The sequence below is a fragment of the Jiella avicenniae genome, assembly GCF_021390325.1.
GTDB lineage: Bacteria > Pseudomonadota > Alphaproteobacteria > Rhizobiales > Rhizobiaceae > Jiella > Jiella avicenniae.
Map to the genome: position 1 here is coordinate 85,673 of NZ_JAJUWU010000010.1, position 23,659 is coordinate 109,331.

Sequence of the window (23,659 nt, forward strand, 5' to 3'; positions counted from 1 at the left end):
GGCTGGGGGATAAACGGGTCAACTGCCGCCCATATGGCGGCGTTCCGCCCGGGGTGCAACCGAGCGCCGTCTTTCCGGGCGCCGGGTCACTCGGCGGCCCACCGCGGATCGTCGAGCGCCGGCATCACTTCGAGAACGCGCGATTGCGGGAAGATGGCGATGCTCTCGGTGCCCTCGCGCAGCTTCGAACGAAGCTGAAACTCGCCATTGTGGAGCCTGACGAGCGCCTGGACGATCGGCAGGCCGAGGCCGGTTCCCTGTTCGGCGCTCTTCATCGCCACCGAGCCCTGGCCGAAGGTGGACAGGACGATCGGAATTTCCGCCTCTGCGATGCCCGGGCCGTCGTCCTTCACCGAAACGTACTGACCGGCTCCCGCCGTCCAGCCGACGGAGACGACGATCTCGCCGCCGCGCGGGGTGAACTTCACCGCATTGGACAGGAGATTGAGGATGATCTGGCGAACCGCTCGTTCATCGGCCCAAAGGGCCGGAAGATCCTGCTCGAAGGCGCCGCGGACCCGCAGTCCCTTCGCCTCCGCCTTGATCCGCACGACGCCCAGGCACTCCTTGGCGATGGCGACGAGCTCGACCGCCTCCTCGTTGAGGTTGAACTGTCCGGCCTCGATGCGGGACAGGTCGAGGATCTCGTTGATCAGCCCGAGCAGGTGCTGGCCGGAGGAATGGATGTCGCGAACGTATGAGCGATAGGTATCGGAGCCGAGCGGACCGAGCATCTCGCCGCTCATCACCTCCGAAAAGCCGAGAATGGCGTTGAGCGGGGTTCTGAGTTCGTGGCTCATCGTGGCGAGGAAACGGGATTTGGCGAGGTTGGCGTCTTCTGCCCGCCGCCGCGCTTCGTCGGAGATCACCCTTGCGGTCTCGAGCTCGGCGATCAACTCGTCCTTTTCGGCCCGGTGGACGAAGCCGCGCAGCGCCGAGCGCCGCAAGATCTCGCTGACGAGGGAAAAGAAGGCGACGGCGGCGATCAGGATGCCGGTCATCGCGATGTGGACGGCATTGGGCTCGCCGGCGAGGCCGAGGCCGAGGAATACCGCGGCGAGCGCGAAAGTCACCGGAACCACGGCCTTCAGGGTGAAGGAGATCATCGCCGTCGAGGCGATGACGACGAACAGCACGGTGAACTGGAAGATCCCGAATTCGCGGCCCGGGAAGCCGGCCGGATCGAGCGCGGCGAGATAGACCCAGCACAGGCCCGTCATCGCATGGCCGGTGAGGAACAGGCCGCGCCAGCGCGCCAGCCCCTCGTCCGGAATCGGCTCGCTGCCGAAGCGGCGCGCCGTCGCCACCAAAGCGAGGTAACAGCCGAGGGCGACGAGCGTCCACAGCGCGGCCGGCACGGGCCCGAGAAACACCGACAGACCGAATCCCGTCGCCATGACCGGCAGCGGCAGGACGAAGGCCGCGGCCTTCAGCGCGGCCGCATGCTGGACCAGAAGCTCGCGGGTGAAACGCGGCCCGATCTCGCCGCGCATCGCCAGACGCTCGCGAGCGGCCCGCAGCGTCTTCGCGAGATCGCCGTTGCGATTGGCCGGTCGGCGGGCGGAGCCATGGTCGACGGTGGGCGGTGCTGCAAAAGACATGAACTGACGGCAAAAGGCCTTCGATCGCGTTTCGGTCCGACCGCCATTCTGTTTCCCCAACCTTAAAAAAATGCCTTAAGGAACCGGAAATTCTCGCAGGCCCCGTCGTTGCGCCGGAATGCCGGGAACAAACCGGCGGCGGAGGCTTTCCGCAGAAGCGAAAGACGGGAGGAAAACCGATGCGCCTGTTCGATGGTGGCCGCGCGCCCAATCCGCGGCGGACGCGGATCTTCCTGGCCGAGAAGCAGGTCGAGATCGCGCTCGTGCCGGTCGACATGGCGAGGCTGGAGCACCGCTCGGACGAGATCGCCAGCCGCAATCCCTTCAAGCGGCTGCCGGTGCTCGAACTGGACGACGGCACCGTCATCACCGAATCGATCGCCATCTGCCGCTATGTCGAGGCACTGCATCCCGAGCCGCCGCTGTTCGGCACGACGCCGATCGAGATTGCCATGATCGAGATGTGGAACCGCCGGCTCGAACTGGGGCTCTATGCATCCGTCGCTGCGGCTTTCCGTCACATTCATCCGGCCATGGCCGAGTGGGAGGTGCCGCAGGTCCCCGCCTGGGGCGAGGCGAATCGCGATAAGGCCGCGGAGTTCCTGCATCTCTTCGACGGCCATCTCGCGGCCAACCGCTTCGCCGCGGGAGACGGCTTTTCCGTCGCCGACATCACCGGCCTCGTCGCGGTCGATTTCATGAAGCCGGCGAAGATCGCGATGCCGGAAGGGCTTTCGAACGTCGCGCGCTGGTACGACGAGGTCTCCGCCCGTCCGAGTGCCGGGGCCTGAGCGGACTTCATGCCCGACGGAAAGACGACCGGCGGCGCGGAGGATCCGCAGGCGCTCTACCGGACGATCCGGGCCTGCCGGATCTGCCGCGACGGACCGGTCGGTCCGCCGTTGCCGATCGAGCCCAATCCGGTCCTGGCGCTGTCGCACACGGCGCGGATCGTCGTCGCCGGGCAGGCGCCGGGCAACCTCGCCGACAAGACCACGAAGCCCTTCAACGACCCTTCCGGCATCCGCCTGCGGGACTGGATGGGGATCGGCCCGGAGATCTTCTACGATTCGTCCCGCATCGCCATCGTGCCCATGGGGTTCTGCTTTCCGGGCTACGACGGCAAGGGCGGCGACCTGCCACCGCGCCGCGAATGCCGCGCCACGTGGCATGCTCGGGTGATGGCGGCGATGCCGCAGGTCGAGCTGGTCCTGGCGATCGGCCTGCATGCCCAGCGCTTTCACGTCCGAGCCGGCCAGAAACGTTCGCTGACCGAGACGGTCGCCGACTGGCGGGCGGTCCTCGACGGTGGTGGCCGCTTCGCGCCGGTCCTGCCCCTGCCGCATCCCTCCTGGCGCAACAACGCCTGGCTGCGCCGCAATCCGTGGTTTGCGCATGAGCTCCTGCCCGAACTCAGACGCCGCGTCGCGGGGCTGATCTGACGAGGCGCCGCGCATGCAGCGCTTTCACGGCCTTGACGCCCGGCCTATAAGCCGTGACGATCATGGGCGGTTCCGACATGGCAATCGCGCACCGGCGACGGCGGGAAAAGACGATGCAGACGATTTTCGTACAGTTCAAATGCCGGCCGGGCATGGCCTACAAGGTGGCGGATTCGCTCGCACTGGAAGTCGAGGAGATTTCGGAGGTTTATTCGACCTCCGGCCATTACGATCTCATCGCCAAGTTCTATCTGTCAGACGATCGCGACATCGGCCACTTCGTTACGGAACGGCTTCAGGTTCTGGAGGGGGTGTCCGACACCTTCACGCTCGTTGCCTTCAAGGCTTTCGGATAGGTCTCCGGCGGGATCGGGCGGTGGCGGCGGCCAGACGCGGTTGCGGCCGGCCTGCTTGGCGGCGTAGAGCGCCGCGTCCGCGGCGGCGATGAGGGTTTCCGGCGAGACGGTTCGGACGTCGTCGACCATCGCGCCGATACTGACGGTGATGGCCGTCTCGCCATCCGCATGGCGCATCCCGAGGCCTTCGATCTCCATCCGGATGCGCTCGGCGATCCGCAAGGCGTCGTCCGGCGACGTCGACCGCAGGAGAACCAGAAATTCCTCGCCACCGAAGCGAACGACGAGATCGCGATCCCGGCGGGTGAGGCGGACCAAGAGATCGGCGATCTCCCGCAGGCACAGATCGCCGGCGAGATGGCCGTTCTGATCGTTGAACTGCTTGAAGTGATCGACGTCGATCATCAGGATGGCGATGGTCGACGATGACGATCCCAGCGCCAGCTCCGCGAACACCGCTTCCAGGCGGCGGCGGTTGAACAGCCCCGTCAAGGCATCGCGCGAGGCCTCCGTCTTCGCCTCTTCGATGCGCAGCTTGTCCTGCATGCGGCGCAGGAAGCCATGGCGCGCATCCCGCTGGATCTGGCGGTTTCCCGAGAGCGAGAGATAGGCGGCCGCAGCCGACGCCATCATGCCGATCACCAGCACGGGCAGAGGCGCTCCGGCGACGATCAACGTTCCCACATACACCATCAGGGCGAAGGCGCTGGCGACGATGGCATGCCAGTATTCCATCCGGAACAACAGGTTCATGTAAATCAACACGAAGATCGCCAGATAATGATAGTGCTGCGCCGCCTCGCTGGCGCTGTACGAGTAGATCACCATGATCTGGCCGATCATCGCGAGCGGACCGAGCGCCGTGCAGACGTCCTGGGTGCGGGGATCGCAATCGCTCTGCATGCAGAGCGAGGAGAGAATGATGATTGGCGAGACGAGGAGGAAGTGCAGGGCGACGCTGAGCCGGAAGGTCTCCGGCAACAGGACATAATCGACGACGAGAAAGACGTTGTAGCAGACCAGTGTCGGACCGAGCATCGCGGTCGACAGGCGCCGCCGGAAGCGCGAGCGGTAAGCGTGATAGGTGGTCTCGACGCTTTGCGGAAAGGCAAGGCGATAGCCGCGTTCGAGTATCAGTCGGTCGACGTGATCCAGCTGCATGGCGTTGCGACATCCTCCGCAACTGATACTGCCTGATTACAACTTAAAGCCGCCTTTACGGGATCGCTCAAAAGCAAGGATGATTGCCGCGCAGAGAGGTGGCGCGGCGACGGCCGATCGGTGCAGCTTCGATCCGGGGGGCACAGAGCGCCGTGCGTCCAATCGGACCCACAAAGGACGATCTAAGCCATTGAATCTCCGCATCGTGCTTTTGGAAAATCGACTCCGAATTTCGGGCCGATGCTGTAGTGCCGGAAAAGGCCCATCATCGATCCGCGGATCGATGATGGGCCTGCGGCTCCCGCGGCGGTCCACCGCAGAGAAGGAAGTCCCGTGCGCCCGAGCCCGGGCGCCCGGCCTACCAGAGCGAATAGCGGATGCCCGCCTGGATCGTATGACGCTGGAAGCCGTCGTCGCTGCTGCTGGCGCTGAAGGTGTCGCCGGTGGAGGTGTCGACACCTGAGACCGAAAGCATTTCGCCGCCGTCGACGTCGGTGAAGCGATAGCCGAGATCGAACTTCAGATTCTGCGACACGTCGTAGGAGACGCCGGCCATCAGCGAATAGGCGAAACGCCAGTCGGAACCTTCCTTGATGCCGAGTTCGTCGTAGGTGGAACTGCAATCGATCCCGGCATAGTTGCATTTCAGGTCGTAGGATACCTGGACGCCGCCCGCGCCGGCGCCGAGGTAGGGCGTGAAGCCGGCATAGGTGCCGAGGTCGACATAGGCGTTGGCCATCAGCTCGTAGGCCGTCGCCTCGGTGTCGAGGGAGACGCCGTCGGAGGCGAGGCTGGCACCATCGACGTCGCGGCTCCAATAGCCGAAGGTTGCGTCGGCACGAAGGAATTCGTTGAACTTGTAGCCGATGCCGGCGCTGAAGGAGGCGCTGGCCGGGAGTTCTAGGCCGTCGTAAGTGCCGCTGGCCACAGTGGCGCCGTTGACGCTGGCATCGAAGCTGGTGTCGAGGTCGCTCTTGAACTGATAACCGACGTCGCCGCGCAGGTACCAGCCGGTGCCGATCTCGACCGGCTGCACCTCCGGCACGTTCTGATAGGTCGGCATTTCGTAGATCGGTGAAAGATCGGCGGCGATGGCCGTCCCGCTCGCCGAGCAGATCGCGACAGACGCGAGTGCGCCGAACCAGTTCCACACTTTCATCGACTTCAGGTCCTCTGCCCATGGCGGCTTGAATTGCGGCCGAGCTTGCCGCGGCCACCTTGAGCGGGACTGTCGCAGGGAAGGGTTAATCGGCCGTTAACCGTGTTTCTTAACCATGCCGGATCGCCGGACGGTCATCTTTCGGATCTCTCGGCCGCCTCGGCCCGGGCGCGCTCGCGAAACATCCGGCGGACGATCTTGCCGCTGGTCGTCAGCGGCATCTCGTCGACGAAGGCGATCTCGCGCGGATATTCGTGGGCGGACAGCCTCGTGCGCACGAATGCCTGGATCTCGTCGGCGAGGGCCGGTGATGCCGGTTGCCCGTCCCTGAGGACGACATAGGCCTTGACGATCTCGGTGCGCAGCGGGTCCGGCTTTCCCACGACGGCGGCGAGTTTCACCGCCTCGTGGGCGAGCAGGCAGTTTTCCACCTCGCCAGGGCCGATCCGGTAACCTGCCGAAGTGATGATGTCGTCGTCGCGGCCGAGGAAGGCGACGTAGCCGTCCGCGTCCATCACCGCCTGATCGCCGGTCATCAGCCAGTCGCCGGAGAACTTCGCCGCGGTCGCTGCCGGATCCTGCCAGTAGTTCAGGAACATCACCGGGTCCGGCGCCCTGACCGCGATGGTTCCGGGCGTGCCCGCCGGCACTTCCCGCCCGTCCTCGCCGAGAAGCGCCACGCGGTGGCCCGGTACGGGTTTGCCGATCGCCCCGGCGCGCGAGACGCCATGCGCCGCCGCGGAACCTAGGACCATGTTGCACTCGGTCTGCCCGTAAAATTCGTTGACCGTGATGGCCAGCGCCCGGCGCGCCCATTCGTAGGTCGCCGCCGGCAGGCTTTCGCCGGCCGACGCGATGGTGCGCAGGACGAGATCCTTCACCGCCGGCTCGTCGCCCGCAGCGGCCAGCATGCGCAAGGCCGTCGCCGGCAGGAAGGCGTTCCTGACGCCTTGCCGCGCCATCAGACGGTAGGCCTCTTCCGCCCGGAACCGCTCGGCCGAAAACACCACGGGGACGCCGAGCTGCAGCGACGGCAGGAGGACGTTGAGAAGACCGCCCGCCCACGCCCAGTCGGACGGTGTCCATATCCGGTCGCCGGGCCGCGGGTAATCCTCGTGGTGGAAGCGTATGCCCGGCAGATGGCCGAGGACGACCCGATGGCCATGCAGCGCGCCCTTCGGCGGCCCGGTCGTCCCCGAGGTGAAGATGATCAGCGCCGGATCGTCCGGCACGGTCGCGGCGTCTTCGAGCGTACCGCCGGGCTCGGCGATCAGCTTTTCGAAGTCGAACCAGCCAGCGCCGGGATCGTCCTCGCCCTCGACCACGACGACGCTTTCGAGCGCCGGAAGCGAATCCCGGACGGCGCCGAAGGTCTCGAGCCCTTCGCGGTGCAGCACGGCCATCTTCGCGCCCGCGGCCTTCAATCGGAAGCCCAGCGCCTCGGGGCCGAAGCGCATCGCCAGCGGCACGGCGATGGCCCCCAGCCGGTAGACGGCGAGATGGGCGATCACCGTCTGGAAGCTCTGCGGCAGGACGATCGCCACCCGGTCGCCTCGGCCGACGCCCTTCGCCGCCATCGCCGCGGCGAGCCTGCGGGACGAATCGGCCAGTCCGCCGTAGTCGAGCGTCCTCGCCGGAGCCTCGCCGCGGTCTTCGACGAGGCAGATCCGGTCCGGCTCGCTCCGCGCCCAGCCGTCGGCGCAGGCGGCGGCGATGTTGTAGCGGGCCGGGAGGTTCCAGGCGAAATCGGCGGTGAGCGTCTGATAATTTTGCATCGCGACATGCCAAGAAGCACTCGCCGCGCGTCGCGGCAAGGGCCGGCGTCCGTCGGTGACCCGGAAGCGCTTGCTCGTGGCTCGGGCGACGTTACGTCAATTCCGTCGACACGGCGTCGGCTTCGTGCTTAAACGTGCCGGTGCCGCTGGGGCGGATCGCTGCGGGAAATTTGTGCTCCGACGCGGTGATGTCATGAGACGACGGGTTTTTCCCCTTGACCGAACTCATCGCCAGGATCCTTTTCCTCACTTTCCTCTGCGGCTCGCTTCTGTTGCCTTCGCCGGCGCTGGCCGCACCGCAATACGAGCTCTGGGAACTGCAGATCCTGACCAATCTTCAAGGCTTGCAGATCAACCGGCAATGCGTGCCGAACGGCGGGGCGCAGCACATCCACATCCTCGGCGTCAGCTCCGACGACACGTTGCTCAGCCCGGTCGAGAAGACGGCGATCCTCTCCGACCTGTCCGAACTGATCTCGACCCGCACCAACGCCCGTACCACCAAGGCCGACAATTTCCAGTCGATCGCCACGAGCTACAGCGGCTTTTCGGAATCGGCTTCCCGCGAGATCGACCAGCTGGTGGAGAGCGCCTCCAGCGCCGACATCACCGTCCTCGTCCGGCCGTTCCGCGACAACGGCGCCAGCGTCGACACCGAGATCCGGCTCTGGGCGCGCGGGGCAGGGGGCGCCGATCCGGGGCTCAACTGCGTCCAGTCGTTTTCCGTCGAGATCCCGACCAAGAAGGAGGATCCGGCGTGTGCCGCGGCCTTCGCCAAGTCGAGGCGCGACAACGATCCCGCGCGGCTGGAGGCGTTTCGGGACTTCTTTCCGCAATGTCCGCAGGCCGCGGAGGCGGATGGCCTCGTCACGGCGCTGCGGGCGAGCGAGGCGCAGAAGGCCGATCGCGAGCGCTGCGAGCGGAACTTCGCCCGGGCTCGGGCCGAGGGATCGGTCGCGGCCTATTCGGCCTATCTCGACGAGAACATCGACTGTCCGGGGCGCGACGTCGTCATGGCGCTGCGCGATCAGGCGGCCGAGGGCGCCGCCTGCGAAACCGCCTATCGCGACGCGCGGCGGCTCGACACGCTGGAGGCCTACGAACGCTTCATGCTCGAGAACCGCGCCTGCCCGCAGGCCGATACGGCCTCGGCATTCCTCACCATGAAACGCCAGGAGGCGGAACGGGCGAAGGTCGCGGAGGAAGAGCGCGCCAAAGCCGGGACGGAACGGCAGAAGGCGCAGGACGACTCCCGCCAGGCCGTGATGGTGCCGAACTACAGCGCGCCGCCGAGCTACGATCAGCCGCCGGCCTCCAATCCACCGGCCTACGTTCCCCCGGCAAGTGCCGGCGCGACCTATCGCGGCTATCCGATTCCGCCCGATCTCGCCGCCTCTACCTGCGGTCAGCTCTGGTACGCGCGCAACCTCCTCTTCGACCTCGCCGGCTACTGCTTCAAGTCGGCGAAGGCCCAGCGCTACTTCTCGAATGCCGGCTGCACCGGTGCCAGCCCGCGCGGCTCCGACGCCGCGGAGGTCAGCCGGCTGCAGGCGCTGGAACGGCAGAATGGCTGCTGAGAACCCCCACCGCTGCAGCCTCGTCCGGAGGATGCGATTTTTCGCCGCCCTCTTCGTCGGCGTTGCGGTGGCGGCGACGCTCGTTCCTCCTGCCGCAAGCGCGGCCTCGACGGTGCCGCTGTTCGATCGGCTCGCGGCTCTGCAGAGCGCCTATCCGGGCGCGGTGGCGGCGGTCGAACCCGGCGCTCTGGTGATGGCCGACGGCCACCGGATTGCCGTCGACGACGGGCGGCAGAAGGATCACGAGGCCAAGCTCGCCGCCGCCGACGTCGAAGACATGCTGTCGCAGATCTATCCGATCGGCACCTGCGACGACGGCCGGCCGCCGGAGCGCAACTTCGATCCCGGCCGCATCCGCGACGACGCCGTCTTCCGGGCACTTTACGGCGCCACGCGGCAGGCGGCGGAGGCTGATCTCGTCGCCGTGGACTGGTTCGGATCGAAGCTTCCCTTCACGCGAGGAGGCGGAGCAGACGCCGCGCTGCGGGCGGTGGCGAAGGACCTTGTCGCCGAGCCTGGGCTGAAGAAATATCTCGTTCCCTCGGCCGGCACCTTCAACTGGCGGGTGGTCGCCGGGACGAAGCGGCTTTCGGCGCACAGTTTCGGGGCGGCGATCGATCTCAATACGGAATTTGCCGATTACTGGCTGTGGAGCGGCGGCAAGCCCGGCAACGTCCCCCGCCATCGCAACAGGTTTCCGAAACGGATCGTCGACGTCTTCGAGCGCCACGGCTTCATCTGGGGCGGCAAGTGGTATCACTACGACACCATGCATTTCGAATACCGGCCGGAGCTGATCGCCATCGGCCGGCTGGCCGAGGCGCGGGGCTGCCCGCGGAGCTGACCACGGTCCGTTCCCTGCGGCTTCGAGCGTGGGGCCCGCCTCTAAAATCGCGGCCGGATCGGGGGTTTGCCGTCTTCCTTTGCAGCGTCTTCGCCGTCACGGCTCGCGACGGTGCTTCGCCGGGAGTTCTTCGACGATGGCGAAGTCCGCCGGCACGCTGTCGGCGATCACGGTGCGCATGTTGGGAAAGTCGTTGCCTTCGAGCTTGGCGTCGAGGGCTTCCTCGGCAAGCCCGTAGCCGACCCAGCGGGCAGCCAGCCTTTCGCGCAACGTCGCTTCCGGCACGTCGATGAAGGCGGTGACGTCGAAGAAGGCGCGCATCGGCGACCAGGCCGGGTCGTCGAGCAGCAGGTAGTTGCCTTCGACGACGATGGTCTCGACGTCCGGCCCGATGATCCGCGCGCCGGCGCGGGCGATCTCGATTGCCCGGTCGAAGACCGGAACGGCGATCTCGCCGCGCGGGTTCTCGACGAGGCGCTTCAGCGTCGCGGTGAGGCCGCCGGTGTCGAAGGTGTGCGGTGCCCCCTTGCGCGGCCGGTCGCCGCGCGCCTCCAGCACCATGTCGTCGAAGTGGAATCCGTCCATCGGCAGAACCGCGGCCCGGCCGGGCGAGGCGCGGTCGAGTTCGCTCGCCAGCCAGTCGGCAAGGGTGCTCTTGCCGGCTCCCGGCGGGCCGGCAACGGCGACCAGTCGCCTGCCGCCAGGCGGGAGCTCCCGCAATCGCGCAACGAACTCCTCGCGGGAGAGGCGAATCGTCATGGGGGTTCGCTCCGGTATTCGACGAGACATGCGACGATCGCTTGATAGCGCAGCATCGACGAAGACGAAACGGCCTCCTGTCGGCCCTCGGGCGTGGTAGCCATGCAGCCGAGGGTGGTATCTTGGCGAGAATGCAGGCCGGACAGCGCGGGCTTGGCTCGAATGATGCGCCAAAGCCCGGGCGCCGAAGCGTTCATCCGCTCGCTTCCCTGCCGGTCATCGCCGGTCCCGCCGGCATCGTCCACGTGAGACGGCCGGCGAAGCAGCGCCAGCTCACCGGCAGCCGACGCCCCATCGCATGGGCCAGCGGCGAAGAGCTACCGAGAGGCGATGATGGGGAGGAGGGGCGCGCAGAGACTCAAGCGGCGCGTTTGAGGATGGCGATCGGCCGGAAGCCGCCGGGAACGCCCCGGATCGCCTGGATTCCGAAGAGTTTGGTCAGGTCCAGCTTGATCTTGCGATCCGCCACTACCGAATGCTTCCGCATGAGACGCCTCGATTCCGATGCCACGATCCATGCCCCGACATTTCATGCCGAACCGGCGCCTCCATCCGAGGTGCCGCCGCCTGATCGGCCATTTTCCTTGCCCGAATCGCTGAACGAGCGATGCGCCCATCCTAACGATGGACCTTGTCTCAAGCCCGCGTATGCCGCGATCGGCCTCGCTTCGAACTCCGCCGCGACCGCTCGGCATCCCCGTAAAGGACGTCGACAACGAGTATTCGTTCTGGGCTCGTCGGATCCAGGAGCTGATCTCGACTGTCCTCGCTACCGTCACCGGACGTCGATGCCATGCGGCCGGCCGGATGATCGATGCCCAGCTGCGACAATCTGACTCCCTGAGGAGCCGGAGTCAATGTGGATTCGACAGAATAAAATGCAACAACATTAAGCATATCGCCGCTAATTTCAGCCTGAATGAAACAATCTTCCGAAATTTTGCTTCGACGCGCAACCGGATCGAGCTTTTTTGGAAATTCCTCGCGATCAAGCCGATCTGACGTTGGGTCACAAGGGGGCTTTTAAGGGCGGTGCTTTGCCCGTGCCGCCGGCCCTTGCCGCCTCAAGTCGTTCGGGGACGGCGTTCGCGCACCGCTTGGGGAAACGCCGCTTCGACGCACTGCTGCGCCGCGTCTTCCTCGTGGCGATGTGGCGGCGTTCATTCCGTGCGGTCTCACACCGAGACAGGCTCCGTCCGCCCGGTGAATTCCAGCTCCCAGGCCGCTTTCCACGCTTTGTCGTGGCGATCGAGGACGAGAAAGTTGCGTTCCCCGGCATAGGTCGTGCGATAGCCGGGCAGGGGAAGGATGCGGATCTTGCGCCCCGCGAGGGGGCTTTCGCCGAATTTCGCCAGGAGGCCGAGCATCCTCGGATATCCCGGTGCGGGTGCCGGATGGGAAATGCCCGAAGCGACGAGCTGGTGCATGACCCCGCCGCCCTTCAGTCGCATCTCGCCCCGCGTGGCGAGATGGATTTCGCCGGACAGGACCGTGAGTTCGCCCCGTCCGCTCTCCTCCCAGCCGGCCAGCAGCGCCAGAAGACGCTTCCACTCGCCGCGATGCGCGCGGCTTTGCCACTGGTCGCGCAGATCGTCCTCGTATTCGTGGCTGCCGGGGATCAGGTCGGTGGCGAATTCCACCCAGCTGAGCCGCGGGCCGAGCGCCGGCACGCTGGACATCAGGAGGATGCGATCGCCCTTCGGCGTTTCGGCGAAGGCCGTTTCGAGGACGCTCCAGCCGATCGGCCCCATCACCCGCTCGAGCCGGCGCTCGCTGCGCAGGTCCGGCGAGATGATCGACAGGCCGGGATAGCGGATCGCGGTGCCGAGATTGCTTCCCGTCCGGTCGAAGCCGTTCGCCGGCGTTTCGCCCGGCCGAACCGCCAACTGGAAGATCAGGAACATCTCCCGCGCAGCGGCGAAGATCTCCGCGCCCACGGGGCTGTCGAGCATTTCCGCCGGATGGCTTCCCCAGCCGTCGATGATGTCGTGATCGTCCCACATCATGATCGACGGGACACGGGCGGCGAGGCTCGCGAAGGCCGGGCGCGCATAGGTGATGAGGTATCGCTCGAAGTAGAAGCGCCGCAGCGCTTCGGTGATCTCGGGTGTCAGCGGGACGGCGCCGCGATCGGTCTTCTTCAGGCTCGCCCAGCGCTCCACTTCCGGATGGCAGTGGAGGACGTCGTCGGCATAGAGCTGATCCCCACCCTGGAGGAGAAGGGCGAAGGGGTTCGCCAGGTTCTCGTCGGCGAGCCGCTGCCACACCGCGTCCCGCTCCTCGACGGGCCGCTCGAGATCGCCTTCCTCCTGGCCATTGCAGGAGACATAGGCGATGCGCAGGTCGGGCGTTGCCGCCGAGGCGACAGGATGACGGACGCCATCGATCCCGTAAAAGCCGCCCGTGCCGCTCGGGAGTGAAAAGTCGTAGGCGTGGACGGTACGACCGAATTCCTCGGCAAGCGTCAGCGGCGCGATCTCGCCCTCGTCCGTGACGAGCATCGGAGGCCGCTCTCCGGCCGGGAGCACGAGCAGCGCCCGCAACCGGTCACGCTGCGCGTCGCCGCCCTGCGCAAACAGCACCGGACCGACCCGATCGGGGCCCGCGCGCCTTCCTGTCGGCGCCGGCGGCGCTTCGCCATTCATGCCTGCCATCGCTCAACTCTTCGTCCCGCCAGCGCGCGTCCGGTCGTTCGACCCGTCTTCGACTTCGTCGCAGATATAGGGGGCGGGCTGACGTTGCCAGCAGCGGCGCGACGACCAGAGTATGTCCGCCGCGAAGGAAGGGCGTCGGCGCCTCACCAGCGCCGCAGCCAGTCCTCCGTTTCCTTCGCGGTGGTGGCGCTCACCGCCGAGCCGCGATCGTCGGCAAGGCCGGGCCTGGTGTCGACGCCGGGCAGATCTGTGGAGGAAGAACTCTCCCCGGCCGCCGCTGTCTCGACGGCACGGCCCTGACGCTCGTCGCTGCCGGCCGGCGAGCGCTGGCGCGTGCGGAACATGTCGAGGAAGGGGCTCTTCGTCGCGGCCACTTCCGCCGGCCGCTGGTGCGGAACCGGCGCGCCGCTTTCCCCTCGCGGCTCGGCGTAGCCGATGGCCGTCGACGATCCGCCGGAGGTTTGCGGGCGCGTCGAGGCGGTGCGCATCAGATCGATGGCGCTTCCGGCGTTCTGGGCCTGCCGCACCTCCGCCTGGCTGACGATCCGCGCCTCCGGATTGAGGCGCCGGGAGACCTTTTCGTAGAAGGCGTTGCCGCCGGCGATCAGCCGGTAGCTCATGTTGCGATAGGGAAAGTTCATTCCGGCCGTGTGGAAGTATTTCGCTTGGGCCACGCCCTTGTGCCGCTCGCCGTCGAGGACGCGATAGGCGACCTTCATGGCGAGATCCTTGCCCGCCCGCATCTCGCGCGTCATCACGCCGGGAGCGAACTGGTTCGGCTGGCCGACGACCTGGCAGACGTCGTCGGGATAATCCGACGACGCGACCCGGTTCATCACGACCGTTCCGACCGCCAGCATGCCGTCCTCGCTGGACCGGTTCGATTCGAAATACATGGCACGCGCCAGACATTCCTGTGCGGGGCCGAAATCCTTCCTGGCAGCCAGGGCGTCGAAGGCTTCGTCGGCACCGGGCGCCCCGATGCAGCCGGCGAGCGGCAGGATCAGGAGGGCGGCGAGGGCGCGGCGGAGGGTGGTAACGGCGTGTTTCGAGATCATGACGAAGTCGTGATCGCCGATTGGGGCAACAAATCGACACATTCCGAGCCGGTGAGACTCGGTGAGCCGACTGTTGCCGCCGCGCCTCAGATCGGCAGGTCGCCAGCACTCCGTGGCGAGCCCCGGCAGCCGGCTCCGATCGCCTCAATCGGTGTCGAAATCGCCCTTCACGCTCTCCAGTCCCTCGCGATAGGTCGGATAGCGAAAACCGTATCCCGCCTGCCTGATCTTCTCGTTCGAGACACGCTTGTTCTCGCCATAGAAGCTGCGGGCCATGGGCGAGAGGTCGACCGAGGCGAAGTCGGTCTCCGCCGGAGGCGCGGCACCGACCATTTCGGCGGCGTGAAGCACCACGTCCTGGGGCGGGGCCGGTTCGTCGTCGGTGACGTTGAAGATCCCGCCGAGGCGCTTTTCGGCGAGGAGCTTCGTCGCCCCGGCGATGTCGTCCACATGGATGCGGTTGAACACCTGTCCCGGCTTGACCAGGCGTTTCGCCGTACCGTTTTTCAGATTGACGAAGGCGTTGCGACCCGGCCCGTAGATTCCCGACAGGCGGATGATCGCGACCGGGACCCCGCGGGTCTCGCCGAGGCTGATCCAGGCCTCTTCCGCCTCGACGCGCGCCTTCGAGCGCTCCGAGCGCGGCTTCAGCTCGCTCTTTTCGTCCACCCAGCCGCCCTCGTGGTCGCCATAGACGCCGACGGTCGACAGATAGCCGATCCATTCGAGGTTCGGGCTGCCATGGGCGATCTCGTCGAAATACCATCGCAGGACCGGATCGCCGGATCGGGCATTGGCGCCGCCGACGCTGGCGCCTTTCGGCGCCTCGTGGCCCGGCGGTGCCGAGACGAGGAGGTGGGTCGCGCGATACAGCGCCCCGGCAATGCCGTCGGCCGGATGCTCGCCGTCGAAGACCAGCGGTTTCAGGCCGTGGGCGGCGATGGAGGAAGCCTTGTCCCGCGAGCGGACGGTGACGGCTTCGACCGTCACCTCGTGCTTGTCGAGGCTGTCGACGAAGTGGGCGGCCGAGTAGCCGTAGCCGAAGACGAAGAGATGCATGGACTATCCAAACCTTTGGCGGGCCGGAGCGAAGCTCTCCACTTCCAGCCGGCCGATCCTGAGGCGACCGATTTCGGCTTCGCCGATTCTCGCCCGGCCGACGGAGAGGCGGCCGATGGCGAGGGCCCCGACGGCGACGGCCCCGAGCGCGCAGGCGCCGAGCGCCAGGGCTCCGACGGCACCTGCGCCGAGCGCCGCCGAGCCCGCCGCGACGTCGGTGCGCGGCAGCATGCCGCCATCCCGCAACGGCGTGATCGCCCGGCGCATCCGTGCTTCCGGTCCCGCCTCGCGATCGGGCAGTGCGCTTCCCGGTGCGCTCATGGCGCCCGCCGGCAGGGGCGGCTCAGTCTCGGCCTTTTTGAAGAGCATGCCACTCACTCCGCACCATCGCGTCCGTCTCTCTATCAAGCGCGTCCGCACGAAGTCGCAAGGCCTCGCCGCGATCGAGGCGACAAAGCGCCCAGACGGCCATCGCCCTGACGAGGGGCGCCGCATCGCCGAGCAGCGCTGCGACCTGCGGAAGGAGCCTCCGCTGCCGTGAGTTTCCGGCGGCGATCAGGCAGTTCGAGACGAACTTGTCGCGACCGATGCGCTTGATCGGCGAGCCGGAAAAGAACGCCCGAAACGCGCCGTCGTCGAGCGCCAGAAGGCCGTCGAGCCGCGGCGCCTTGAGATCCTCGCGGGCGATCAGCTTGGCCTCGCGGGCATCCTGAGCGAACTTGTTCCACGGACAGACGGCGAGGCAGTCGTCGCAGCCATAGATGCGGTTGCCCATCGCCGCGCGGAATTCTCGGGGGATGACGGCCTTGGTCTCGATGGTGAGGTAGGAGATGCAGCGCCGGGCATCGAGCTGGTAGGGCGCGGGAAAGGCGTTCGTCGGGCAGGCGTCGAGACAGGCGCGGCATGAGCCGCAGCGGTCGCGGCCGGGCGCGTCCGCCTGGAAGTCGAGCGTCGTGAAGATCGAGCCGAGAAACAGCCAGGAACCGAAGTCGCGCGACAAGAGATTGGTGTGCTTGCCCTGCCAGCCGAGGCCTGCGAGTTCGGCGAGCGGCTTTTCCATCACCGGCGCGGTGTCGACGAAGACCTTGGCGTCGTGTTCGCCAAGCCCGCTCGTTCGGGCTCTGGCGACCAGCCGGCCGGCCAGTTCCTTCAGCCGGCCCTTGACGACGTCGTGATAGTCCCGGTGGCGGGCATAGACCGAGATCGCGCCGCGCTCCGGCCGGTCGAGGATCTCCAGCGGATCCTCGTCTGGCCCGTAATTCATCGCCAGAACGACGATCGAGCGGACGTCCGGCCAAAGATCCCTGGGCGAACGGCGCCGATCGAGGGTTTCGGGCATCCAGCCCATGGTGCCGTGGCGCCCCTCTGCGACGAATTCCGCCAGCCGCTCTCCGGCGAGGAGGTTGCCGGACGCATCGGCGATGCCGCTTGCCTCGAATCCGAGCCGCCGGGCATCGTCTCCGACGAAGTCTTTCAGAGAGGCGAGGGCGGCGCGGGACATCTGACGGATATGACCGGCGGGTCGGCGGGTCGCAAGGGCGCAGCAGAAGACCGCGGCCCGGACCGAGCCGGCCCGGCCGAGCGGTGCGCGCCGCGCGACCCGCGCCCGAGCGCCCCGCTTGCGGCCGAACCGTTGCCGGCCGTCACACCCTGGTGCGCGCCATGCCGTCCTTGGCCGGGCGATAGTCGGGATTGAGCTGCGCGGCGCGGGCATAGGAGCGGAACGCCTTGCTGCGGTCGCCCTTGCGCTCGTAGGCGAGGGCCTGGTTGGTCCAGTATTCCGCCTTGGTGTCGTCGAGCCGGAGCGCCGTGTTGAAGTCCTCGAAGGCGTTGTCGTCGTCGCCGGTGGCCAGATAGGAGACGCCCCGTGCCGAATAAGGCTCGGCGGCGTTCGGCTGCAGCGAGATCGCCCGGGAGAAGTCTTCGATCGCCAGCTTGTGCTGGCCGTCGATCTGATAGAGCAGGCCGCGATTGTGGTAGGCGCGCGGATCGGACGTGCCGAGGTCGATCGCCTTCTGGAAATAGCCGAGGGCCTCGCGGTTGCGCCCCGCCACCCGGTAGACGTTGCCGAGGCCGATATAGGCCGAGCCGTAGCGCGGATTGATCTGGATCGCCTTGTTGTAGTCGGCGGCGGCCTTGGCCGGATCGTCGATCTGGCGATAGATCAGGGCGCGGTTGGCATAGGCCTGGTAGAAATTCGGATCGAGCTGGATGGCGCGGTTGAAATCGGCGATGGCGTTCTGATACTCGCCGGCCCGGCCATAGGCCGTGCCGCGCACGTTGTAGCCTTCGGGATCGGACGGATTGGCGTTCACCGTCGCCGTCAGGGAGGCGATGTTCTGCTCGGTGCCCTGGTTCTTGTCGAGGGAGATCGCCTGGATCGCGGCGATGTCCCCACCCGTCTGGCAGCCTGCCATCACCATAATGCCGCAGATCAGTGCGGCGAACATGCCTTTGCGGCCATCCATCGATGCGAAAGTGGCGTAGCCTCGCCGGATGGCGGCAGGCGATGGGCGATGGGTGATCGGCATGTCGATGATGGTTCGTCCGGTTGTTTCGGGTGAGCTTTTGACCCTATCTCGCACAAGCGGCCGAATTTTGAAATCGTTCGCGCTGCAAACACGGAAAAATCGCCGCGGGTGTTGCCCACGGCGATGCATCCATTGCGACGAAAATCCGAGGGAACGGCCCCGATGAGGCGTTTCGACGGGCCGAGAGCGAGATCTCCGCGCCGCGCGACGGTCCGTCCGCGACGCTTCGTCTCACGAGGCGGCGCGGCCGCCGCCGGCGAGCCCTTCGCGCTGCGCGCGCTTGCGGGCGAGCTTGCGAGCCCGACGGACGGCCTCGGCCTTTTCACGCGCACGCTTCTCCGAAGGCTTTTCGTAGAAGTTGCGCATCTTCATTTCGCGGAAGATGCCTTCGCGCTGCATCTTCTTCTTCAGCGCGCGGAGCGCCTGATCCACATTGTTGTCGCGGACGAGTATCTGCACCGGGTGTTCCGTCTATAGCGCCAGATAATTGGGTCGAGAACGTATTTTCTTCTGGCGAGGCCTCGCCCGCCGCAAGAAGGGCTCCGTTATCAAATCGGCCGGGTTTTGTCGAGATGCAAAGTAATCGTCGGAAAGACGAACCGTAAGCCGGCAAAGGGACACGGTGCTGGCGTTTTTCGCGTCGAATGGCTAGGCACCGGGCCAGCACACCGGCGATTGCCGGCCAACCCCTCAGACGAGGCGAAGACGAAGGTTGCAGCGTCAGCAAGAAGCGCCGGCATTCGCATCGACCGACGCCGTCTTTCAGGCGGCCGCGGCCGGCGTCGTCGTCGCCGCGTTGATCCAGTTGACCGCGGCGCTCGCCGGCTTCGGCCTGGTCGATGGCCTCTACGAGGCCGGACCGGGATTGCCCGTCGTCTCGACCGCCAGCGCGTTCTGGGTGGCCGCGAGCGCGTTTGCCTTCGTGGTCGCCGGTTTTGCCGGCGCCCGTCTCGCCGATGCACATCGATTTCGCGATGCCCTGTTCTGCGGCCTTCTGACGTTTTCGGGCGCGCTGATCGCCGCCGTCGTCGTCCTGACGCTGCGGCCGCCGTCGCTGGTCGACCGCAGTCTCGGACCGGTCGGCCATGCAGTCGCGGCGATGGCGGCGGCCGACAGGACGTCCTTGCCGGATGCTGCTCTCGATCTGTCGGCACTGCGAGGCGAGGTTCTGGCGTTTCTCGATCCCGCCGACGCCGATGACCGGACGCCGGGTCGCGCCGAAACGAGCCGGGACGACAGCAGGGCGGCGCTCGCGACGGTCCTTGCGGGTATTGCCGAGACGGCCGACGAAGCCGCCGTTGCCGCGGCCGTCGATGCGATCGAGGCTGCGGCCGGCGTGACGGAGCCGGTGGCCGAGCGGCGGCTGACCGACTGGCAGCGGGCCCATGACGGGGCGTTGCGCAACGCGCGCCGCTCCGCCGCTGCGGCCACGGGCGCCGTCAGCAGCGCCTGTTTCTCCGCCTTCGTGGCGCTCGTCGCCGCCATGCTGGCTTCGCTCTTGGGCAGCGTTCTCGGCCGGACGCGGGACCGGGTGGTGGAGTTCGGCGCGTGATGGCATTAAGCCGGAAGAACGACCATGGCGCGACGCTCCTTCGCTCCGCGATCATGGACGGCGCCGGGCCGGGATCTTTCGAGGCCGCGGCGGGGGAACGGGGTAAAAATGCGATGGGGGCGTTCGGCCATGTCGAAGCGGTCAGGGGAGGCGGACATCACTGATTTGTCGGGCACGGGGCGCGATCGGTCCCGCCATGCGGAAACACGCCTCAACGATCTCGGGCGCGAACGCGCGGCCCCCCCGGCGGCGACCTTTCGCCGTCTTTCCTGGGGCGCGATTCTCGCCGGGGCCATTCTCGCCCTCATGATCCAGTTCATGCTCGGCCTGTTCGGCCTCGGCGTCGGCCTTTCGTCGCCGACGGGGACGGCGTCCGGCATCGTCTCGGTGGGTGGGCTCTGGGCGGTCCTGGTGGTGCTCGTCGGCGTCTTCGCCGGGGCCTTCGCGGCCGGCCGCTTCGCCGGCATCCCGTCGCGGATCGACGGGGCGCTGCACGGCGTCGTCACCTGGGCGGTCACCGCCCTTCTCGCCCTCTATCTGCTGACCAGCGGCGCTGCGAGCCTCGTCGGCGGCGCCTTCGGCGTCCTCGGCCAGTCGGTCGGCGACATGGCGACGGCGGCCGAAGCGCTGGCCCTGGACTCGTCCGCGCTCGCCGAGTCGTTGAAGGGCAGCGCGGAGCCGCTGTTCGCGCCGGCTCCCCGACCGAACGCCGCCCCCGAGGCCGGAACCGCAGCGCCCGACCAAGGCGCGCCGGCATCCGCATCGGTTGCCCCCGCCGATCGTGACGCGGCCTATGCCGAGGCCGTCGCGGCCCTCTCCAGCGGCGACCAGCAGGCACGCGGCTCGGCGGTCGATGCCGTCGCCCGGGTGGCGGGTGTCGCCAGGGCCGAAGCCGAACGGCGCTTCGACGCATTCGCCGAGCGTTTCGCCAGTGCCCGCACAGAGATGGAAACGAGGCGTCGTGCCGCGGCGAATGCATTAGCTCGGGCCTCGCTCGCCGCCTTCGTGGCGATGCTGCTCGGCATGGCCGTCGGCGCCGTCGGCGGCGCCTTGGGCCGGCCGGACCGTCTCGCCGAGGCGCGGACACACCGCCACTGACTGGCGGGGCCGCGACGCCGTCGCCGGGACCTCTTCGACGACGGACGCGCGGGAGCCACCGCCCGTCGGGACTACCGCGACTTGACGAGGAAGTGGCCGACGGCGAATTCGCCCTTCAGGCCCTTTGCCGCCAATGTCTCCGCCAGTTCCTCGAAGAACGGCCCCGCCGGTTCGCCGCCTGCGCCGTCGGCATGGATCAGCGCCTGCGGCAGGGCGAGCGCGATCAGGATCTGCGCAGTCCGGGTCTCGGGGCCCGAGAGGCTGACCGGCACGTCGAAGCTCGCCGTCGCGCCTTTTCGGGTGAGGTGGACGGAGAGCGACTGGACGAGCCCCTCGTCGTCGACGAGGAGGAGGTCGAGCGTGTCCGATGCCGGCACGCCCGAGATCGTGCCGGCGAGCGTCTCGCCGCTGACGATCCGGCGCTTTTCGAGTTCGAGGGTCAGGCCGAAGGCCGGATAGCCCGGCATCTCCGGCAGCGAGGCGAGGGCACGGCACTGCGCCTCGGCAACCTCGCCGCCATCGATGTAGACGCGGCGAAAGGCCTCTTTCGGCGAGTGTTCGATCAGCGTGTCGGCAAAGTCCTCGAGCCGGTTCTGGTCGTCCGACAGCGCGGTGATGCGGAACTCGCCGGCGGCCTTGCCGGCTTCCGTCAGCGCGGCGAAGCAGTCGCCCCCCGGATAGGCGGCGACGAGGTCCGCCAGCGTCGCCGATTGCTCGTCGTCGAAGCCTTCCAACTGCTCTTGCGTTTCTGCCGGCGAGCCGACGATCGTCTGCGGCCGGCGGGCAGACGGGGCCGCAAGCGCGATTTCTTCGCCTCGGCCCATGCTCGTCACGATGACCCGCTCGGGCCCTTTCGGAGCGATCCGGCTCGGCACGACGGGGGAGACCGCAACGGCCGCCTTGCCCGATTTCGGTTCGGAGGGGCTGACGACCGGGACGGCCGAAGCGACGTCGGCGGCCGGCGTCGAGGCTTCCAGTGACGCAGCCGTGGAGGCTTGGGGAGCGATGCTTGCCGGGGCCGGGTTCGAAGAGGCGGCAACATCGACCCCAACTGCCGGAGCGACCTCGGGCGTATCCGAAGCGGTGGCGGTTTTCGCCGTCACCCGGGGGGCAGTCGCCCGGCCCGAAACCTGGCCGGTCAACGGCACGGCCGGGACCGCTTCGGCCGTCGCCCGCCTCGTCTCGGCGAGACGGCCGGGAACGGCGGCTGTGGCGGCCACCCGCACCGCCTGGTCGGCGAACCCGTCGAGAACCAGCGGGGCGGACACGTCGGGCGGGACTTCGGCAGCCGTTCGCGCCGCCATCGTTCCCGCCGGTGTCTCGCCGGCCAGCCTCGTCTCGTCCGGCGGCACCGACGGAGCGTGGGCGGGCCGGGCGGCGACGATCGGCACGGGAGGCGGAGCGTCCTGCAAACGGATGGGCGAGACCGGCGCAAGGGCCGCCGTTTCCGCGGGCTCGGCGGCGACGGGGACCACCGGACCCGCCTTGCTCGGTTGCGGTCCTCGAGGCGCCGGCGCCTTTGAAGCGACGCGAGGCGCACGCGCCGGGGCCGCCCGAAGCGCCGGTCCGGAAGTCGTCGGCGAAAGCGCCGGCCGAGGCGCCGCCACGGCCCCGATTCGTGCCGCAGACTTCGGCTGGACCACGGTGCCGCTGCCCGTCGCGGCAGGATCGACCGCGCCCGGTCGGGCCCGTGCGGCGATCGCAGGATCCGGCTCTGCGACGGTCGAAGCAACGGCGGCCTTCGGCTCGGGCATTTGCGGTTCGACCATGGCGCGTTCGGCGAGCGCCGGACGCACCGGTTCGGAAGCAGGATCCTCGCCGGTCGAGCGCGGCGACAGCGGCTCGGGCGTGGCCCGCGGTGCCGCCACGGCCGGCGCCGTCGCGGCAGCTTCGCCCGGACGAAACGGTGCCGCGACTTCGGCGAGACGGAGCGTCGGGGCGAGGGCTTCGGGCTCGGATACAACGGGGGGCCGGGGCGCGGGCGTTTCGGCTGGCAAAGGTGCCGCGGGGCGAGCGGGACGCGCCTCGATCTCGGCCGCAGCGATCGCCGTCGGCGCGGCGGGCTCGACCGAAGCCGGCTCGCGAACCGGTGGCGACGTGCTGGCCGTGCTGGTGATGGCCGTATCCGGCTCAACGGCTGCGAGTTCCATCGTCTGCGGCCGGCTTTCGGAAAGCTGCGTCGGCTCGGCCCGTTCTGGCGCGACCGATGCCGAAGGAGCGAGCGCCACCGGCTGCTGCCGTGAATCGCCCGGGCCCAGTCGCATCCGGGGTTCGGCCGCCGCCAACGGCTCGGTCGCGCCGTCCTCGCGCGGCCCGATCGGCGACGGGGTTCGGCTGTCGGCGCGGCTCGACGGCTCGGCGGGCGGAACTTCCCTCACTGCCGGCCGGGTGGGATCCACCCTTTCGGCCGGGGCGGGCTCGGCTCTGCTTGCGCGGGTCGGCGCGAGGCTGGTGGTCCTGGTCTCGATCTCTTCGACGGTGATCGTGGTCTCCCTGGCCGGCTGCCGCGCCGTCTGAGGTAGGAGTGCGAGGGCCAGCGCCGCGAGACCCGCGTGAATGGCGAGCGACAGCCCCCCGGCCGTCGTCCAGAGCCGCGTCCGCGTCCTCATGGCGAGGCCTGTCCGCCGTCGGCATTGAGGACGACGAGGCTCGTCGCGGCGCCGGCGGCCGAGGCCTCGCCGAGGATCTGGACGAGAACGCTCCCCGAAAGGTCGCGGGCCGCGAGGACGTAGAGGACCGGAGTCTCGTCGCCGTCCGGCGCGGCGAGATCAGCGACCGCCTTGGCGAGTTCGGCGCGGGCGATCCTCCGCCCGTCGAGGCTCAGCGTTCCGTCTTCCGTGATCGCCAGCAGCGGTCGCGGCAGGCGCTCGCCGGCGTCGGCACCGACCCTCGCCGGATCGATCTCGCTTTCGCCCGGCGCGGTGAGGGTGCCGGCGAGGAGGAAGAACAGGAGCAGCAGGAAGACGATGTTGATCGTCGGCATCGCCGGATCGGTGCGCGGCCGGCGACGGGCGGGCCGAAGCTTTTTTCTTG

24 protein-coding genes are annotated in these 23,659 nt (G+C 68.0%); 7 read left to right on the forward strand and 17 right to left on the reverse strand.

The annotated features are described in order from the left end of the window. Positions 1 to 86: 86 nt before the first annotated feature. Positions 87 to 1,601: a sensor histidine kinase gene (locus LZD57_RS11840; RefSeq protein ID WP_233718676.1), complete on the reverse strand. Its 1,515-nt coding sequence runs from the start codon at positions 1,599 to 1,601 to the stop codon at positions 87 to 89. A gap of 179 nt (positions 1,602 to 1,780) precedes the next feature. Here LZD57_RS11840 and LZD57_RS11845 point away from each other — a divergent pair, with 179 nt between their 5' ends. The 3 genes from LZD57_RS11845 to LZD57_RS11855 all read left to right on the forward strand — a co-directional run bounded on the left by LZD57_RS11845 (position 1,781) and on the right by LZD57_RS11855 (position 3,399). Beyond that, on the forward strand, positions 1,781 to 2,392 hold the full coding sequence (locus LZD57_RS11845; RefSeq protein WP_233718677.1) for a glutathione S-transferase: 612 nt from the start codon (positions 1,781 to 1,783) through the stop codon (positions 2,390 to 2,392). 9 nt (positions 2,393 to 2,401) lie between these two features. Beyond that, positions 2,402 to 3,043, forward strand: a complete 642-nt coding sequence (locus tag LZD57_RS11850) for a uracil-DNA glycosylase family protein (protein WP_233718679.1) — start codon at positions 2,402 to 2,404, stop codon at positions 3,041 to 3,043. A 113-nt stretch (positions 3,044 to 3,156) separates the two neighbouring features. Beyond that, positions 3,157 to 3,399, forward strand: coding sequence for an Lrp/AsnC family transcriptional regulator (locus LZD57_RS11855; protein ID WP_163464652.1), 243 nt, complete (start codon positions 3,157 to 3,159; stop codon positions 3,397 to 3,399). Here the strand turns inward: LZD57_RS11855 and LZD57_RS11860 are convergent. The 4 genes from LZD57_RS11860 to LZD57_RS11875 form a co-directional block, all read right to left on the reverse strand. Then, the gene (locus LZD57_RS11860; RefSeq protein WP_233718680.1) at positions 3,298 to 4,560 is read right to left on the reverse strand and encodes a GGDEF domain-containing protein; all 1,263 of its coding nucleotides are present in this window, start codon (positions 4,558 to 4,560) and stop codon (positions 3,298 to 3,300) included. The genes LZD57_RS11855 and LZD57_RS11860 overlap by 102 nt on opposite strands. Before the next feature lie 358 nt (positions 4,561 to 4,918). Beyond that, positions 4,919 to 5,719 carry an outer membrane protein gene (locus LZD57_RS11865; protein WP_233718682.1) on the reverse strand — a complete coding sequence of 267 codons (801 nt, stop codon included), beginning with the start codon at positions 5,717 to 5,719 and terminating at the stop codon, positions 4,919 to 4,921. Positions 5,720 to 5,853: 134 nt separating this feature from the next. Beyond that, complete coding sequence (locus LZD57_RS11870) at positions 5,854 to 7,494, reverse strand: acetate--CoA ligase (RefSeq protein WP_233718684.1); 1,641 nt, start codon at positions 7,492 to 7,494, stop codon at positions 5,854 to 5,856. 91 nt (positions 7,495 to 7,585) lie between these two features. Beyond that, positions 7,586 to 7,723 (reverse strand): hypothetical protein, encoded by a 138-nt coding sequence (locus tag LZD57_RS11875; RefSeq protein ID WP_233718685.1) that lies wholly within the window; start codon positions 7,721 to 7,723, stop codon positions 7,586 to 7,588. Between LZD57_RS11875 and LZD57_RS11880 the strand changes: the two genes are divergently transcribed. Beyond that, positions 7,710 to 9,071 (forward strand): YARHG domain-containing protein, encoded by a 1,362-nt coding sequence (locus LZD57_RS11880; RefSeq protein WP_233718686.1) that lies wholly within the window; start codon positions 7,710 to 7,712, stop codon positions 9,069 to 9,071. The genes LZD57_RS11875 and LZD57_RS11880 overlap by 14 nt on opposite strands. Continuing rightward, positions 9,061 to 9,915, forward strand: a complete 855-nt coding sequence (locus LZD57_RS11885) for a M15 family metallopeptidase (protein WP_233718688.1) — start codon at positions 9,061 to 9,063, stop codon at positions 9,913 to 9,915. The genes LZD57_RS11880 and LZD57_RS11885 overlap by 11 nt, the downstream gene beginning before the upstream one ends. A gap of 96 nt (positions 9,916 to 10,011) precedes the next feature. Here the strand turns inward: LZD57_RS11885 and LZD57_RS11890 are convergent, their stop codons facing one another. From LZD57_RS11890 to rpsU, 10 genes are all read right to left on the reverse strand, one after another. Further along, positions 10,012 to 10,674, reverse strand: a complete 663-nt coding sequence (locus LZD57_RS11890) for a nucleoside/nucleotide kinase family protein (RefSeq protein WP_233718690.1) — start codon at positions 10,672 to 10,674, stop codon at positions 10,012 to 10,014. Further along, positions 10,671 to 10,871, reverse strand: a complete 201-nt coding sequence (locus tag LZD57_RS11895; protein ID WP_233718692.1) for a hypothetical protein — start codon at positions 10,869 to 10,871, stop codon at positions 10,671 to 10,673. The genes LZD57_RS11890 and LZD57_RS11895 overlap by 4 nt, the downstream gene beginning before the upstream one ends. Before the next feature lie 161 nt (positions 10,872 to 11,032). Next, positions 11,033 to 11,161: a hypothetical protein gene (locus LZD57_RS24015; protein WP_255699817.1), complete on the reverse strand. Its 129-nt coding sequence runs from the start codon at positions 11,159 to 11,161 to the stop codon at positions 11,033 to 11,035. Positions 11,162 to 11,849: 688 nt separating this feature from the next. After that, entirely contained in the window at positions 11,850 to 13,328 is a 1,479-nt protein-coding gene (locus LZD57_RS11900) for an alkaline phosphatase D family protein (RefSeq protein ID WP_233718694.1), read from the reverse strand. A 143-nt stretch (positions 13,329 to 13,471) separates the two neighbouring features. Then, positions 13,472 to 14,386, reverse strand: coding sequence for a cell wall hydrolase (locus LZD57_RS11905; RefSeq protein ID WP_233718696.1), 915 nt, complete (start codon positions 14,384 to 14,386; stop codon positions 13,472 to 13,474). Between the two features lie 144 nt (positions 14,387 to 14,530). Next, positions 14,531 to 15,445, reverse strand: coding sequence for an SDR family oxidoreductase (locus LZD57_RS11910; RefSeq protein ID WP_233718697.1), 915 nt, complete (start codon positions 15,443 to 15,445; stop codon positions 14,531 to 14,533). A gap of 3 nt (positions 15,446 to 15,448) precedes the next feature. Continuing rightward, the gene (locus LZD57_RS11915) at positions 15,449 to 15,814 is read right to left on the reverse strand and encodes a hypothetical protein (RefSeq protein ID WP_233718698.1); all 366 of its coding nucleotides are present in this window, start codon (positions 15,812 to 15,814) and stop codon (positions 15,449 to 15,451) included. Continuing rightward, complete coding sequence (gene queG, locus LZD57_RS11920) at positions 15,789 to 16,946, reverse strand: tRNA epoxyqueuosine(34) reductase QueG (protein ID WP_233718700.1); 1,158 nt, start codon at positions 16,944 to 16,946, stop codon at positions 15,789 to 15,791. The genes LZD57_RS11915 and queG overlap by 26 nt, the downstream gene beginning before the upstream one ends. Positions 16,947 to 17,088: 142 nt before the next feature. After that, on the reverse strand, positions 17,089 to 17,895 hold the full coding sequence (locus LZD57_RS11925; RefSeq protein ID WP_233718701.1) for a tetratricopeptide repeat protein: 807 nt from the start codon (positions 17,893 to 17,895) through the stop codon (positions 17,089 to 17,091). 312 nt (positions 17,896 to 18,207) lie between these two features. Then, positions 18,208 to 18,435, reverse strand: coding sequence for a 30S ribosomal protein S21 (gene rpsU / locus LZD57_RS11930; RefSeq protein ID WP_233718703.1), 228 nt, complete (start codon positions 18,433 to 18,435; stop codon positions 18,208 to 18,210). A gap of 253 nt (positions 18,436 to 18,688) precedes the next feature. Between rpsU and LZD57_RS11935 the strand changes: the two genes are divergently transcribed. Continuing rightward, positions 18,689 to 19,528: a hypothetical protein gene (locus LZD57_RS11935; RefSeq protein WP_233718705.1), complete on the forward strand. Its 840-nt coding sequence runs from the start codon at positions 18,689 to 18,691 to the stop codon at positions 19,526 to 19,528. A gap of 129 nt (positions 19,529 to 19,657) precedes the next feature. Then, entirely contained in the window at positions 19,658 to 20,626 is a 969-nt protein-coding gene (locus tag LZD57_RS11940) for a hypothetical protein (RefSeq protein WP_233718706.1), read from the forward strand. Positions 20,627 to 20,697: 71 nt separating this feature from the next. On the opposite strand, the gene LZD57_RS11945 is transcribed toward LZD57_RS11940, so the two are convergent. Both LZD57_RS11945 and LZD57_RS11950 read right to left on the reverse strand, forming a co-directional pair. Further along, positions 20,698 to 23,235 carry a hypothetical protein gene (locus LZD57_RS11945; RefSeq protein WP_233718708.1) on the reverse strand — a complete coding sequence of 846 codons (2,538 nt, stop codon included), beginning with the start codon at positions 23,233 to 23,235 and terminating at the stop codon, positions 20,698 to 20,700. Beyond that, positions 23,232 to 23,609 (reverse strand): biopolymer transporter ExbD, encoded by a 378-nt coding sequence (locus LZD57_RS11950; RefSeq protein WP_233718710.1) that lies wholly within the window; start codon positions 23,607 to 23,609, stop codon positions 23,232 to 23,234. The genes LZD57_RS11945 and LZD57_RS11950 overlap by 4 nt, the downstream gene beginning before the upstream one ends. Between the last annotated feature and the right edge of the window lie 50 nt (positions 23,610 to 23,659).